Source organism: Actinokineospora sp. UV203, from assembly GCF_056323665.1.
Window position 1 is genome coordinate 1559007 of the sequence record NZ_CM150484.1, and the last position, 14612, is coordinate 1573618.

Here is a 14612-nt window from a genome sequence, read left to right on the forward strand (position 1 = left end):
TCACTCGTCGATCCGGTCCTCGGTGCGCTCCGCCAGTTCGCGGACGTAGTCCAGGTCCCCACACCCCGCGGCGATGCGCTCCTCGCGGGCCTCCACGAACTTCGTCCCGAGTTCGACGCGCCGCTCGTCGGGCACGGACTCGCGGGCGTCGTTGAGGATCGTCCGCTCCTCCTCGTCGAGGTGGTGGTTGACCGCCTCGACCAGCTTCTGCAGGTGGTCTTCCCAGTTGTCGGAGGAGGTGTCCTCGATCTCCATGAGGGCCAGCAGCGCCTGGTGGCCCTCGGCGTGTTCCTCCGCGCCGTGCTCGACCTCTTCGGCGTCGACCTTCTTGAACTTCCGCAGCGCCGGGTAGACCTCGGCCTCTTCGGCCTCGGCGTGCGCGACCAGTCGCGTGGACAGCTCAGCCAGCACCTTCGCCCGGTCGTTCGTGTCGTCCCGCAGGTCCCGGAACAAGTCCTCGAAGAGCCGGTGGTCAGCGAGGATCAGTTCGATCACGTCGTCGGTCATCTCAATCCCTTCGCCATCTCGATGTCGGGGTACCCGCGCGGGACGCGGGTCAACCGTCAGTCACCGTAGGGCGAGGGCGAGGCACTCGCTCGCCGACGCGAGCGCGGCGGCTGAGGCTCGAAGGTGCGGCAGCCGCACCGCCGGGGTGGCGATTCGGCCCTGGTCGTGCAGGACCGCCTTGATCACCGCGGGGTTGGGCTCGGCGAACAGGGCGGCGGAGAGATCAGCCAATCGGTGGCCCAGGGCGCGGGCCCGGTCGACGTCACCCTTGGCCCAGGCGTCGGCCAGTTCGGCGTAGGCGGCGGTGCGGACGTGGGCTGCGGCGAGGATGCCGCCTTCGGCGCCGAGGGCGAGCAGCGGCCCGGCGAGGACGTCGTCGCCCGCGAGCACGGCGAAGCCTTCTGGGCGGTGAGCGAGGATCGCGATTGTGGCGGCGTCGATCGCGCCGACGCTGTGCTTGGTGCCGATGATTCCCGGGATCTCGGCTATGCGCAGGACGGTGTCGGCGGACAGGGTGAGGCCTGTGCGGTAGGGGACGTTGTAGACGATCAGGGGTACGGGGCTGCTCTTCGCGAGGACGCGGAAGTGCTCGATCACGCCTTCCTCGGTGGGGCGGGTGAAGGGTGGGACGAGGGCGAGGGCGGCTGCGACCTCTGGGAGTTCGTTGATGGCTCTCACGGCGGCTGCGGTGCCGCTGCCTCCGGCGCCGACGATCAGGGGGACGTGGTGTTGTCGGGCGACATCCGCGCAGACTTCGATGACCTGGGCGCGTTCGTGGGGTTCGAGGGTGGCCGCCTCGGCGGTGGTTCCCAGGGCGACCAGACCGGTGGCTCCGTCGGTGATCACCTCGTGGGCGAGCCTGGCCAGGGAGTCTTGGTCGACCTGGTCGTTGGCGGTGAACGGGGTGATTAGGGGGACGAAGATGCCGGTGAGGTTCATGTCTCCGAGACTGGTGCTTTGCTGTCTCGGGCACCAGTTCGCGTTGCTTCACAGGGTCGTTAGCGGGGGTGCCTGTTTGGGTGGAGTGGTTTCTTTGGGGCCCCTACGAAGAAACCACTCCACCCAAACAGGCAGTTCGGTGCTGCCCTTGGGTTCTGCTGACGGCGGGTCGGGCCGTCACCTTCAGGGTTGGGATCGGCCCGTCTGATTCCGCGTCTCGGGCCGAATCCGTCACCATGATCTATGCCGTTACTCGGATCCCGCCTCGATGTCGCCCTCTACCTGCAGGTATAGCTCCTGGAGCTGCTGCAGAGTCGCCGGGTCCGGGTCGGCCCACATCTTGCGCTCCGCTGCCTCCAGCAGTCGCTCCGCGATGCCGTGCAGGGCCCACGGGTTCGACTCGGTGAGGAACTTGCGGTTCTCCGGGTCCAGGGCGTAGGTCTGCGCCAGCTTGTCGTACATCCAGTCGGCGACCACGCCGGTGGTGGCGTCGTAGCCGAAGAGGTAGTCGACGGTTGCCGCCAGTTCGAAAGCGCCCTTGTAGCCGTGGCGGCGCATCGCTTCGATCCAGCGGGGGTTGACCACCCTGGAGCGGAAGACTCGGTTGGTCTCCTCCTCCAGTGAACGGGTGCGGACCGACTCCGGCCTTGTGCTGTCACCGATGTAGGCGGCGGGGGCCTTGCCGGTGAGCGCGCGGACGGTGGCGATCATGCCGCCGTGATACTGGTAGTAGTCGTCGGAGTCGGCGATGTCGTGTTCGCGGCTGTCGACATTCTTGGCGGCCACCGCAATGCGCTTATAGGCCGATTCCATGTCCTCGCGGGCGGGGGCGCCGTCGAGGTCTCGGCCGTAGGCGAAGCCGCCCCAGACGGCGTAGACCTCGGCGAGGTCGGAGTCGTCGCGCCAGTTGTGGCTGTCGATCAGGGGCAGCAGGCCCGCGCCGTAGGCGCCGGGCTTGGAGCCGAAGATGCGGGTGGTGGCCCGACGTTCGTCTTTTGTGTTGTCCGCCAAGACATGTGCGCGGACGTAGTTGTCCTCTTCGGACTCTTCCAGGGCCGCCACCAGGCGCACGGCGTCGTCGAGGAGGTAGACGACATGCGGGAAAGCGTCGCGGAAGAAGCCGGAGATGCGGACGGTGACGTCGATGCGCGGGCGGCCCAGCTCCTCCAGGGAGATGACTTCCAGGCCGCTGACCCGACGGGACGCCTCGTCCCAGACCGGGCGGACGCCCATGAGCGCCAACACTTCGGCGATGTCGTCGCCCGCCGTGCGCATGGCGGACGTGCCCCACACCGACAGGCCGACCGAGCGCGGGAATTCGCCGGTGTCGGTCTTGTAGCGGTCCACAAGGGACTCCGCCATGGCCGAGCCGGTCTCCCAGGCGAGCCTGCTCGGGATCGCTTTCGGGTCCACAGAATAGAAGTTGCGGCCGGTGGGCAGCACGTTGATCAGGCCACGCAGCGGTGAACCACTTGGGCCCGCGGGGACATAGCCGCCGTCGAGGGCGTGCAGGATGTGGTCGATCTCGTCGGTCGTCTTCGCCAGTCGGGGAACGACTTCCAGTGCGGCGAAGGTCAGGACCTCGGTGACGGCTTCATTCTCAGTCCCGAGCACCTCGCGGGTGACCTGGGCTGCCGCGTCGATCGACCAGTCGTGGGTCTCCATCGACTCCACCAGGGCCAAAGCGAGCGCGTCGATCTCGTCGACCTTGGTCCGCGTCTCCGAACCGTCCTCCGAGAGCCCGAGCGCCTCACGCAGGCCGGGGAGCGCGGACGCCTTGCCGCCCCACATCTGGCGGGCGCGGAGCATCGAGTTGACCAAGTTGACCCGGGCGGCGCCGGTCGGGGCGAGGCCGAGGGTGTGCAGGCCGTCGCGGATTTGGACGTCCTTGATCTCGCACAGCCAGCCGTCGACGTGCAGCAGGAAGTCGTCGAACTCGGCGTCGTGCGGGCGGTCTTCCAGGCCGAGGTCGTGGTCGAGCTTGGCGGCCTGGATCAGCGTCCAGATCTGGGCGCGGATCGCGGGCAGCTTCGCCGGGTCCATCGCGGCGATGTTGGAGTGCTCGTCGAGCAGTTGCTCCAGGCGGGCGGTGTCCCCATAGCTTTCCGCGCGGGCCATCGGCGGGACCAGGTGGTCGACCAGGGTGGCGTGGGCGCGGCGCTTGGCCTGGGTGCCCTCGCCCGGGTCGTTGACCAGGAACGGGTAGATCAGCGGCATGTCGCCGAGCGCGGCGTCGGTCCCGCAGGACGCGGACATGCCGAGGTTCTTGCCGGGCAGCCATTCCAGGTTGCCGTGCTTGCCGAGGTGGATCATCGCGTGCGCGCCGAAGCTGCCCGCGACCCAGCGGTACGCGGCCAGGTAGTGGTGGCTCGGCGGCAGGTCCGGGTCGTGGTAGATCGCGACCGGGTTCTCGCCGAAACCGCGCGGCGGCTGCACGATCAGCACGACGTTGTTCGCCTGCAGCGCGGCGAGGACGATCTCGCCCTCGGGGTCGTTGGAGTGGTCGACGAACAGCGTGCCCGGAGCCGGGCCCCAGTGCTCCTCCATCGACGCGCGCAGGTCCTCGGGCAGCGTCTCGTACCAGGTGCGGTACTCGCCGGCGGAGATGCGGACGGGGTTGCCGGAGAGCTGCTTCTCGGTGAGCCAGTTCGGGTCCTGGCCGCCGGCCTCGATGAGCGCGTGGATCAGCGCGTCGCCGTCGCCCGCCGAGACGCCGGGCAGGTCGCCGACGTCGTAGCCTGCTTCCTTCATGGCGTTGAGCAGGGCGATCGCGCTGGCCGGGGTGTCGAGGCCGACGGCGTTGCCGATGCGGGCGTGCTTGGTCGGGTACGCCGACAGCATCAGCGCGATCTTGCGCTCGGCGGCCGGGACATGGCGCAGCGTCGCGTGCTTGACCGCGATGCCCGCCACGCGGGCGGCGCGCTCAGGGTCGGCGACGTAGACCGACAGACCGTCCTTGTCCAGTTCCTTGAAGGAGAACGGGACGGTGATGATCCGGCCGTCGAACTCGGGCACGGCGACCTGGGTCGCGGTGTCGAGCGGGGACAGGCCGTCGTCGCTCTCCTCCCAGGTGGAGCGGCTCGACGTCAGGCACAGGCCCTGCAGGATCGGGATGTCAAGGGCAGCCAGCGCGCCGACGTCCCACGCGCCGTCGTCGCCGCCCGCGCCGGCGTCCGCGGGGCGAGTGCCGCCTGCCGCGAGCACGGTGACGACGAGGGCGTCGACCGTGCCCAGCAGTGCGAGGAGGTCTTCGGAGGCGGTGCGCAGGGAGGCGCAGTAGACCGGGACGGCCTGGCCGCCCGCGTCCTCGACGGCGCACGACAGCGCCTCGACGAACGCGGTGTTCCCGGCGATGTGGTGGGCGCGGTAGTAGAGGATGCCGATCTTCGGCCCCTCGGTGCGGCGCGGCTCACGCTCCAGCGGACCCCAGGTGGCCAGCTCGACCGGCTTGGCGAAGCCGTTGCCGGTGAGCAGCAGGGTGTCGGACAGGAAGTGGAAGAGCTCGCGGAGGTTGTCGCCGCCGCCGTGCGCGAGGTAGCTGTGCGCCTCCGCGACCACGCCGACGGGCGCGGTCGAGCACTCCATCAGCTCCGCGTCGGGCGCCGCCTCACCGCCGAGGACGACAACCGGGCGGGGTGCGGCGAGCAGCGCGTCGAGGCCTTCCTCCCAGGCTCGGCGGCCGCCGAGGAGGCGGACGATGACCACGTCGACGCCGTCGAGCAGGGCGGGCAGGTCGTCCACGCCGAGGCGGGCGGGGTTGCCAAGCCGGTAGTCGGCGCCGCTTGCGCGCGCGGAGAGCAGGTCGGTGTCGGAGGTCGACAAGAGCAGGATCATGAGGCCCTTCCTGGGGTCCGCGCCCCGGGTCGTGGTCGCGATGACGGGAGTTCCTGGCTTTCCGGGGAAGCGATTCCCCGGTGACAGTGGCGGGACCGCGCCGGATTCACACCGGCTTCCTCCACTTGCCATCGCAGTGACTGGCTCACCCTATATTCGGTCGGTGCAAACCTCCCAGTCTGGAATCAGGCGCAGTCGCTCGGGTGCCGATGCCTGCCCGGGTGCGCTCGACGTCCACCGGGCCGCTGACGGCGGCCTGGCACGGGTGCGGATTCCGGGCGGAAGGCTGACATTCGCGCAGCTCAGGGCCGTTGCGGAAGCGTCGGCTGACCTGGGCGACGGGGTGTTGGAGTTGACCTCCCGGGCGAACCTCCAGGTGCGTGGACTGGCCGAGGGCGCGGAGGTCGAGCTGGGTGCGCGGCTGGCCGAAGTGGGCCTGCTGCCCTCGCTGACGCACGAGAAAGTGCGCAACATCATGTCTTCGCCGCTGGGCGACCCTGGTTTGGCCGCGGAGCTGGACGCCGCGTTGTGTGCGGCGCCGCAGTTGGCGGAGCTGCCCGGCCGGTTCCTGTTCGTCTTCGACGACGGTCGCGGCGACGTGGCGTGGCTGGGCGCGGATGTCGCCGCCCTGCCGGTCGGCGCGTCGGTCGCGATCCTGCTCGGCGGAGTGGACCACGGCGTCCGGGTGCCGCGGTCCGACGTGGTCTCGACGATGCTGGCCTGTGCCGCCGCGTTCCTGGAGCTGCGGGATGAGCAGTGGCGGATCTCCGAGTTGGACGCGAGCGTGATCGCCGCACGGTTCCCGATGGCCGCTGAGCGGGTCGAGCCGGGCGTTCCCGGTGCCGTCGGCCCGGTCGGGCCGGTGGAGTTCGCCGACGGCACGGCCGGGTTCGGTGTCGCGGTCCCCTTGGGCCGGTTGACCTCCGAGCAGGCCCTGGCGCTTGGCTGTGACGTCGTGGTGACACCGTGGCGCGGTCTGGTGGTCGCCGGTCCGGAGCCCGACGTGCCCGGCTTGATCACCGACCCGGCTTCGCCGTGGATCGGGGTCACCGCGTGCACCGGGCGGCCCGGCTGTGCCAAATCCCTGGCCGACGTCCGTGCGGACGCTCGGCCCCTTGACCGACCCGCGCACTGGTCCGGCTGCGCTCGGCGCTGCGGACGACCCGCGGGCGAAGTGATCGACGTGGTGGCCACCGAGAGCGGCTACCAGGTGTCTGGAAGGCAGGAACCTTGATCGACTACATCCGGGACGGCGCGGAGATCTACCGCCGCTCGTTCGCCACGATCCGGGCCGAGGCGGATCTCGCCCGGCTGCCCGAGGACGTGGCCCGCGTCGCGGTCCGCATGATCCACGCCTGCGGCATGGTCGACTTGGTGAGCGACATCGCCTACTCCCCCGACGTCGTCCGAGCCGCCCGCACGGCCCTGCTCGACGGCGCCCCAGTCCTGTGCGACGCGCACATGGTCGCCTCGGGTGTCACGCGCAAGCGGTTGCCCGCGGACAACGAGATCATCTGCACGCTGTCGGACCCGACCGTCCCCGACCTGGCGTCCACTTTGGACAACACGCGCAGCGCGGCGGCGATGGAACTGTGGCGCGACAAACTCGAGGGCTCGGTGGTGGCGATCGGCAACGCCCCGACCGCGCTGTTCCGCCTGCTGGAGATGATCGACGAGGGCGCGGGCAAGCCCGCCGCCGTGCTCGGCCTGCCGGTGGGCTTCATCGGGGCGGCGGAGTCGAAGGAAGCATTGGCGGCGCACGGAAGCGTGCCGTACCTGGTGGTTCGCGGGCGGCGGGGCGGCAGCGCCATGGCCGTGGCCGCGATCAACGCGATCGCGAGTGAGCAAGAATGACGGGCACCCTGTACGGCGTCGGCCTCGGCCCCGGCGACCCGGAACTGATGACGGTCAAGGCCGCGCGACTGATCGGCGAAGCCCACGTGATCGCCTACCACAGCGCCCGCCACGGCAAGTCCATCGCGCGTGGTGTGGCCGCGAAGTACTTGCGGGAAGGGCAGATCGAGGAACAGCTGGTCTACCCGCTGACCGTCGAGACCACGGACCACCCGGGCGGCTACGCCGGCGCGATGGCCGAGTTCTACGAACAGAGCGCCGCCCGGCTGGCAGTGCACCTCGACGCCGGGCGCGATGTGGTGGTCCTGGCGGAGGGCGACCCGCTGTTCTACGGCTCGTACATGCACATGCACAAGCGACTGTGCGACCGGTACACGACCGAGGTCGTCCCTGGTGTCACATCGGTGAGCGCGGCGGCGGCGGTGCTGGGCCGACCACTCGTCGAGGGCGAGGAAGTCCTGACCGTGCTTCCCGGAACGCTGCCCGAAGAGGATCTCGCCCGGCACCTCGCGGCCACGGACTCGGCCGCGGTGATGAAGCTGGGCCGCACCTTCGGCAAGGTCCGCGCCGCTTTCGAGGCGGCGGGCAAACTCGACCGCGCGCTGTATGTGGAGCGGGCGACCTGGGACCAGGGCCGCAGCATGCCTCTGTCCGAAGTGGACCCGGCCACGGTCCCGTACTTCTCCTTGGCGCTGCTCCCGAGCCCGATCAACGATGGGGTCGCCTGCCACACCACCCCCTCGGTGTCGACAGAGTCGGTCGGCGAGGTCGTAGTGGTCGGCACTGGCCCGGCAGGCAGGCCATGGCTGACCCCCGAAGCCCAAGACGCGTTGGCCACCGCTGACGACTTGGTCGGCTACATCACCTACCTCGACCGCGTCCCACCGAACCCCCGCCAACGCAGGCACGCCTCCGACAACCAGGTCGAGGCCGAGCGCGCCGCGTTCGCCTTGGACCTGGCCAAGCGCGGCAGGCGCGTGGCGGTCGTGTCGTCAGGCGACCCTGGCGTGTTCGCCATGGCGGCGGCGGTCCTTGAGGTGGCAAGCGATCCACAGTGGACCGACGTGCCAGTGCGAATCCTCCCTGGCCTCACCGCCGCCCAAGCCGTGGCCAGCCGCGTGGGAGCGCCGCTAGGACACGACTTCTGCACGATCTCACTGTCCGATCGGCTGAAGCCATGGGACGTCATCACCAAACGGCTCGACGCGGTGGCGGCGGCCGACCTGGTGATCGCGATCTACAACCCGGCGTCGAAGTCGAGGACCTGGCAACTCGGCGAAGCACGTGACCTGCTCCTCAGGCACCGCAAGCCCGACACCCCGGTCGTCATCGGCCGTGACGTCGGCGGCCCAGAGGAGTCGGTGCGCGTCGTTCGGCTGGCTGACCTCGACCCCACCACGGTGGACATGCGCTGTCTCCTGCTGATCGGCTCGTCCCAGACCCGAGTGGTCAACCGAGGCGACGGCACCCAGGCCGTCTTCACCCCGCGCACCTATCCCGGCTGACGCTGCGGGTCGCGCCCCAGGAGGCGCGACCCACAGTCAGGCGAGGACGGTGATGAGTGCCGCCGTGACGTCCGGTTGCGGCGGCGCCGCCGGCCACCATTCACCGCCCTGGTCGCGGTACGGGTACCACCGGTTGTCCCGACCCAGCCGCAGTTGCAGGTCGCCCATCGTCCAGTGGTTGCGCTCGACGGTGACCTCGCCTTCCGCGACCGAGGCCAGCGCGTCGTCGGCGCGGGCACGGTGGGTGGTAGGCGGCTGCCAGGTGGTCTCCAGCACCCGCAGCCCTTGCTCCCCACCGTTGCGCCAGGCCGCGACCGCCCGGTCGAGACCGTCGACCATCGGCCGCAGCCGGGCCTCAGCCACCGGATATGTTGCCGCGTAACGGATCGCGTCCGGTCTGCGGGCCAGGTCGGAGACCTCGTCGGTCAGCATCTCGCGGGCCCGTGCAGCAGCGTCGGCAGCGAGCAGCTCCAAGGCTTCCGGATCGACGCCCTCGGCGGGCGGAACCGACAGCACGGTCGGCCGCCCCTCAGGCACAGGCGGCAGTTCCGGCAGCCCCACCGGCGAGCGCGCGAACACCTCAGTAGCCAACTCCGTGGCAGGCGGAGCGGAGCGACCATGGAGATCGCCCAGAAGCTCAGCCTCATCCTTGCCACGCAGCAAAAGCAGCACAAACGGATCAGCGTCCAACAGCCACGACACCTGATACGCCAGCGCAGCCGCGTGCCGACAAGGCATCTCCCACCCCGGACACGAACACTCCGGATCAAGATCACCGATGTCCGGCAGCAACCGCACCCCGGCATCGCCCGCGGCATCCACCAACTCAGCAGGCATGTCGCGATCAAGAAGAGCAGCGATATGACCAGCCTTCACCGCGACCTGATCGAGAAAACGCCGCCATTCCGCATCGGACAACGGTTCCAGCCGCATGACGGTCTGATACGACGTGTCGTCCTCGTAATCGCGCACAGTCGCCGCGAGCCGACCGGGGCTCACCGTGATCGACCCGACATACCCCGTGTACGCGTACTTGCGCCCCTGCCGCAGCTGCGTTTCGTCCAGCGCCGAGTCCTCCATGGCCTTGATCCACGCACGCCCCCACCAAGTGCGCGCGAAGTGGCCTGGACGCCGCTTGGCGGGCGGGAAGGCGGGAAATCCGCGGGCTATCACTGGCCACCCCGCAGTTCCACCAGCGCCGCCAGGTCCACATCGGACAGCTCGGTCAGCGCGGACTCGCCCGCGGCGAGGATAGAGTCGGCCAGGTCTCGCTTGGTGCCGAGCATTTCGGCGATGCGGTCCTCCAGTGTTCCCTCGGCGATGAGCCGGTGCACCTGGACCGGCCGGGTCTGGCCGATCCGGTACGCCCGGTCCGTCGCCTGGTCCTCGACCGCCGGGTTCCACCAGCGGTCGTAGTGCACGACGTGGTCGGCGCGGGTCAGGTTGAGCCCCGTGCCCGCCGCCTTCAGCGACAGCAGGAACACCGGGAACTTGCCTTCGGTGAACTCGGCGACCAGTTGTTCGCGCCGAGGAATCGGGGTGCCGCCGTGCAGCAGCGCCGCGCCGATGCCGCGTTCACGCAGGTGTCGCTCGATCAGCCGGGCCATGGTCACGTACTGGGTGAAGACCAGGACCGAGCCGTCCTCGGCGAGGATGGTGTCGAGCAGTTCGTCGAGCAGTTCGAGCTTGCCGGACCGGCCCGCCAGCTTGGCCGACGGTTCCTTGAGGTACTGCGCCGGATGGTTGCAGACCTGCTTGAGCCCGGTGATCAGCTTCATCACCAGCCCGCGCCGGGCCATGCCGTCGGCTTGGCGAATGCTCTCCATCGTCTCGCGCACCACGGCCGTGTAGAGCGCGGCTTGTTCGTGGCTGAGCGAGACCGGCTGGTCGGTCTCGGTCTTGGGCGGCAACTCGGGCGCGATGCCCGGGTCGGACTTGCGCCGCCGCAACAGGAACGGCCGCACGAGACGGGACAGCCGCCGCGCGAGTTCCTCGTCGCGGTCGGCCTCGATGGGCTTGGCCCAGCGGGTGCGGAACGCGCCGAGGGTGCCGAGCAGGCCGGGCGTGGTCCAGTCGAGGACCGCCCACAGCTCGGACAGATTGTTCTCCACCGGCGTGCCGGTCAACGCGACCCGCGCATCGGCGGGGATCGTGCGCAGCGCCTTTGCCGTGCTGGAGGACGGGTTCTTCACGTGCTGCGCTTCGTCGGCGACCAGCAAGCCCCAGCGGTGCGCGCCCAGTTGTTCGGCGTCCATTCGCATGGTGCCGTACGTGGTCAGGACGAAGCCGTCGTCGGCCAGGGTGCGGGCATTGCCGTGGTAGCGGCGGACCGGGGTGCCCGGCGCGAACCTGGTGATCTCCCGCTCCCAGTTGCCCAGCAGCGATGCCGGGCACACCACCAGCGTCGGACCGGTGTCTGCTGTGTCGCCCTTGGACTGCCGATGAAGATGCAGCGCGATCAGCGTGATCGTCTTGCCCAGGCCCATGTCGTCGGCAAGACAGCCGCCGAGGCCGAGCGACGTCATCCGGGCCAGCCACCGCAGGCCGCGCAGCTGGTAATCGCGCAGTGTCGCGGTGAGCGCGGCGGGCTGGGGCACGGTGTCGGCGCCGCTGTCGGGATCGGCGATGCGCGCCCGCAGGTCGTCGAGCCACTTGCCGCTGACGACCTCGACCCGCTCGCCGTCGATCTCGGTCGTGCCCGCGAGCGCGACACCGAGCGCCTCCACCGCGCTGACCGGCTTCAACTCGCGATCACGCGCCTTGCGGGCGATCTCCGGGTCGACCAGGACCCACTGGTCGCGCAGCCGCACCACCGGCCGGTGCGCCTCGGCGAGCCGGTCGAGTTCGACCTTGGTCAGCGGCTGGTCGCCGAGTGCGAGCTGCCAGTCGAACGACAGCACGCCGTCGCCACCGAGCAACGAGCGCATGTTCGACGGCGGCTGGTCGGTCTGACCGATGACCGCCTTCGCGGAGATCGACGTCAGCAGCTCCTTGGGCCAGTGCACGTCGATCCCGGCCGCGGCCAGGCGCGGCGCCTGGAGGAACAGGTCGGTGACGTCGGCGTCGTCGAGGGTCAGCCGGTCGGGCACGCCCCGCGACAGCAGCGGTTCCAGCGGCGGCCACACCCGGGCGGCGCGACGCAGGGCGAGGGTGACCTCGATGCGAGCCGAGGGGCCCAGCCCGCCGTCCGCCCACAGCTTCGCCACGTCGACCACCACGGCCGGGTCGGCGAGCGAGTGGGCCTGCACGACGGCGTGGAACGCGCCCGAGGTGTAGTCCTCGCCGGGCACTTCCAGCCGCAGCGACACCCGGACGCCCGCGTCGAGACCCGCCGACAGCTCGTCGGACCACGCCCGCAGCTTGGGCGCCTTGGTCGGCGTCCGGGCGGCGAACAGCGGACCGCCCGCCACCAGCGGCGCCGCCGCGGTGCGCGGCATGCCGTCGGCCACCGCGTCGACGAACCCGCGCACCAGTGAGTGCGCGTCAGGCAGCTCCAGTGGTGTGCGCCCAGGAACGGGAACCGCTCGGGCCGCCGCGGGCATGGCGGCGGCCAGCTCGCGGAGGCGCTCGGCGTCGGCGGGGTCGAGCGGGCCCGCCCGCCAGGCGTCGAAGCCGTTCTCGGTGACGCCGGGCATGATCCGCCCGCGCGCCACCAGTTGCAGACCCACCAGGACGGCCGCGCCCCAGAACGCGGCCGCCGGGTGGGCGTCGGATCCACGCCGGGCGCGGGTGAGCACCGGCACGGCGTCCGCGACGGAAAGCCGCACGACGGGAACCGTCACCGTCCCGCCGTACGGCTCGGCGATGTCCAGCTCACCGGACGCGCCGACCCCGTCGGGCAGGTCGCCGTGGAAGGCCACGTACCCGGTCCGCGCGGGCTCGCCCGGCTCGAACACCGCCGCGCACCGGGCGAGGCGGGTTGCGGCGTCGGCCGCGATCATCCCCATAAGTCGTGATTGTCCCTTCGTCGGTGGTTGGTCGCGCACTTACGCCGGGCGTTCGCCCACCCACTGCACGAGCTGCACCGTGAGCCCGTTGGGGTCGGTGACCTGGCACAGGCGCTCGCCCCACTCCTCGTCCTGGATCGCAGCCGTGATCGACACGCCCTCGGCCTCGAGTCGGGCGACCTCGGCCTCGATGTCCTCGACCTCCAGCGCCAGGACGATGCCCGCGGCGTGCGGGCCCTCGCCGAAGGTGCCGGTCTTGATCAGGCACAGCTCGTAGGCCGGGTCCTCGTGCAGGAGCTTCGCGATGAAGTCCTCGGCCACGATCGTCCGGAACCCGAAGTGCCGGACGTAGAACTCCGCCCCCGCGACCACGTCGTCGACGGTGACGGCCACGGTGAAACGGTTGATTCGCATACGCTCTCCTAGACTGGCGGTACAGCGTACGATCTGATTTCGTACACCGTATCGTACAGCATACGGAAGGCGTTACGCGCGTGGCGGAAAAAATAGAGCGCAGAGAACCCGCGAGGACGATGGCGCTGCTCTGGCGCTCGCCCGGGGACACCGGCCGGGGGCGCAGGCCCGACCTCACCGTGGACGCGGTGGTCGCCGCCGGCATCGAGCTGGCCGACCGCGACGGGCTGGCCGACCTGTCGATGCGCCGGGTCGCGGAGAAGCTCGGCGTCGGAACAATGTCGCTCTACACCTATGTCCCCGGAAAGGCCGACCTCGTCGCCGCGATGCGGGACCAGGTGTCGGGCGAGTTGCCCGTGCCGGACCCGGCGGCGGGGTGGCGGCCGGCGCTGGAGGGGTACGCGCGGGAACTGTGGGCGGCTTACCACCGTCATCCCTGGCTGCTGATGGCGCCACTCGCGCACGAGTTGCCCGGTCCCAACGAGACGGCCCGGATGGACGCGCTGCTCGCGGTGGCCGAGTCGGCGGGGCTCGGGCCCAACGACATGCTCGGCGTGTACCTGCTGCTGGACAGCTATGTGCGCGGGCTGGCGTTCGTCTCGATCGACGCGCAGAAGGCGTCGGCGCGCAGCGGGCTGACCGAGGTGGAGTGGTGGGCCGAGCGGGAGCCGGTGCTCAACGCCTACGTCACCGCGGCGAAGTTCCCGGCGATGACGAAGGTCGCCGCGGCGGGCGCGTTCGACACCGATGGATTCGAGTTCGGGCTGGCCCGCACGCTCGACGGCATCGAATTGCTGATCCAGTCCAAACCCTGAATCGCGGACTCACTGTCGGGAACGGGGAACTCAGTGTCGGGAACGGGGAACTCACTGTCGGGAACGGGGGACTCGCGTGAGCCAGGTGGTGGCTTCGGCGACGGTGGCCACCTGCTCGACGTCCGGGGTCGGGGGGCGGCGGACGATCACGACGGGGAGGCCGAGGTCGCGGGCGGCGTCGAGCTTGGCGACGGTCAGGGCGCCGCCGCTGTCCTTGGTGACGAGGACGTCGACGCGGTGTTCGGTCATCAGGGTGCGCTCGCCGTCGACGGTGTAAGGGCCGCGGTCGAGGAGCAGGTGCATCCGCGCGGGGGTCGGCGGGTCGGGCTGGTCGACGCAGCGGACCAGGAACCAGGCCGGGCAGTCGGCGAACTCGGCGAGGCCTTGGCGGCCGGTGGTGAGGAACACCCGCTCCCCCACCGTCGGGAGCAGGCGCGCGGCGGCGGGGAGATCGTCGACCCAGTGCCAGTCGTCGCCGGGACGGGCGGACCAGCCGGGACGGCGCAGCATGAGCAGGGGAACACCGCAGCGAGTGGCGGCCTCCGCGGCGGAGGCGCTGATGCGCTGGGCGAAGGGGTGCGTGGCATCGACCACGGCGTCGATGCGCTCGGCCGCCAGCCAGTCCGCGAGACCGTCGGGTCCACCGAAACCGCCGACCCGCACGTCGCCGACCGGCAGCTTCGGGTCGCGGACCCGGCCGGCCAACGACGACACGACCTGCGTGTCCGTGCGCTCCACCAGCGCGGCGGCCAGGGATCGGGCCTCTCCCGTGCCGCCCAGGATCAATACCTTCACCG

Annotated in this window: 11 protein-coding genes and 1 riboswitch; of the genes, 4 read left to right on the top strand and 7 right to left on the bottom strand. The window is 70.5% G+C overall.

What is annotated here, in order from left to right:
- The 3 genes from ACUZ2Y_RS06950 to cobN form a co-directional block, all read right to left on the bottom strand.
- A complete protein-coding gene (locus ACUZ2Y_RS06950) occupies window positions 1–507 on the bottom strand; it encodes a hemerythrin domain-containing protein (RefSeq protein ID WP_476328073.1) in 507 nt (168 codons plus the stop codon).
- 60 nt (window positions 508–567) lie between these two features.
- Entirely contained in the window at window positions 568–1446 is an 879-nt protein-coding gene (dapA, locus tag ACUZ2Y_RS06955; RefSeq protein WP_476328075.1) for a 4-hydroxy-tetrahydrodipicolinate synthase, read from the bottom strand.
- A gap of 249 nt (window positions 1447–1695) precedes the next feature.
- Window positions 1696–5280, bottom strand: coding sequence for a cobaltochelatase subunit CobN (gene cobN / locus ACUZ2Y_RS06960; protein ID WP_476328077.1), 3585 nt, complete (start codon window positions 5278–5280; stop codon window positions 1696–1698).
- 28 nt (window positions 5281–5308) lie between these two features.
- A riboswitch (cobalamin riboswitch) is annotated at window positions 5309–5428 on the bottom strand.
- Between the two features lie 15 nt (window positions 5429–5443).
- Between cobN and ACUZ2Y_RS06965 the strand changes: the two genes are divergently transcribed.
- Genes ACUZ2Y_RS06965 through cobJ form a run of 3 tightly spaced genes read left to right on the top strand, consistent with a single transcriptional unit; the run spans window position 5444 to window position 8639 of the window.
- Window positions 5444–6514 (top strand): precorrin-3B synthase, encoded by a 1071-nt coding sequence (locus ACUZ2Y_RS06965; RefSeq protein WP_476328079.1) that lies wholly within the window; start codon window positions 5444–5446, stop codon window positions 6512–6514.
- On the top strand, window positions 6511–7134 hold the full coding sequence (locus tag ACUZ2Y_RS06970) for a precorrin-8X methylmutase (protein ID WP_476328081.1): 624 nt from the start codon (window positions 6511–6513) through the stop codon (window positions 7132–7134). The genes ACUZ2Y_RS06965 and ACUZ2Y_RS06970 overlap by 4 nt, the downstream gene beginning before the upstream one ends.
- Window positions 7131–8639, top strand: a complete 1509-nt coding sequence (cobJ, locus tag ACUZ2Y_RS06975) for a precorrin-3B C(17)-methyltransferase (protein WP_476328083.1) — start codon at window positions 7131–7133, stop codon at window positions 8637–8639. Before ACUZ2Y_RS06970 ends, cobJ begins: the two co-directional genes overlap by 4 nt.
- Before the next feature lie 36 nt (window positions 8640–8675).
- On the opposite strand, the gene ACUZ2Y_RS06980 is transcribed toward cobJ, so the two are convergent.
- The 3 genes from ACUZ2Y_RS06980 to ACUZ2Y_RS06990 form a co-directional block, all read right to left on the bottom strand.
- Entirely contained in the window at window positions 8676–9719 is a 1044-nt protein-coding gene (locus ACUZ2Y_RS06980; protein ID WP_476328085.1) for an SWIM zinc finger family protein, read from the bottom strand.
- 89 nt (window positions 9720–9808) lie between these two features.
- A complete protein-coding gene (locus ACUZ2Y_RS06985) occupies window positions 9809–12586 on the bottom strand; it encodes a DEAD/DEAH box helicase (protein WP_476328087.1) in 2778 nt (925 codons plus the stop codon).
- Window positions 12587–12625: 39 nt separating this feature from the next.
- On the bottom strand, window positions 12626–13000 hold the full coding sequence (locus tag ACUZ2Y_RS06990; RefSeq protein ID WP_476328089.1) for a VOC family protein: 375 nt from the start codon (window positions 12998–13000) through the stop codon (window positions 12626–12628).
- A gap of 80 nt (window positions 13001–13080) precedes the next feature.
- Here ACUZ2Y_RS06990 and ACUZ2Y_RS06995 point away from each other — a divergent pair, with 80 nt between their 5' ends.
- Window positions 13081–13815, top strand: coding sequence for a TetR/AcrR family transcriptional regulator (locus ACUZ2Y_RS06995; RefSeq protein ID WP_476328091.1), 735 nt, complete (start codon window positions 13081–13083; stop codon window positions 13813–13815).
- Window positions 13816–13866: 51 nt separating this feature from the next.
- Here ACUZ2Y_RS06995 and ACUZ2Y_RS07000 read toward each other — a convergent pair whose 3' ends face one another.
- Window positions 13867–14610 carry a cobalt-precorrin-6A reductase gene (locus ACUZ2Y_RS07000; protein WP_476328093.1) on the bottom strand — a complete coding sequence of 248 codons (744 nt, stop codon included), beginning with the start codon at window positions 14608–14610 and terminating at the stop codon, window positions 13867–13869.
- Window positions 14611–14612 lie beyond the last annotated feature (2 nt).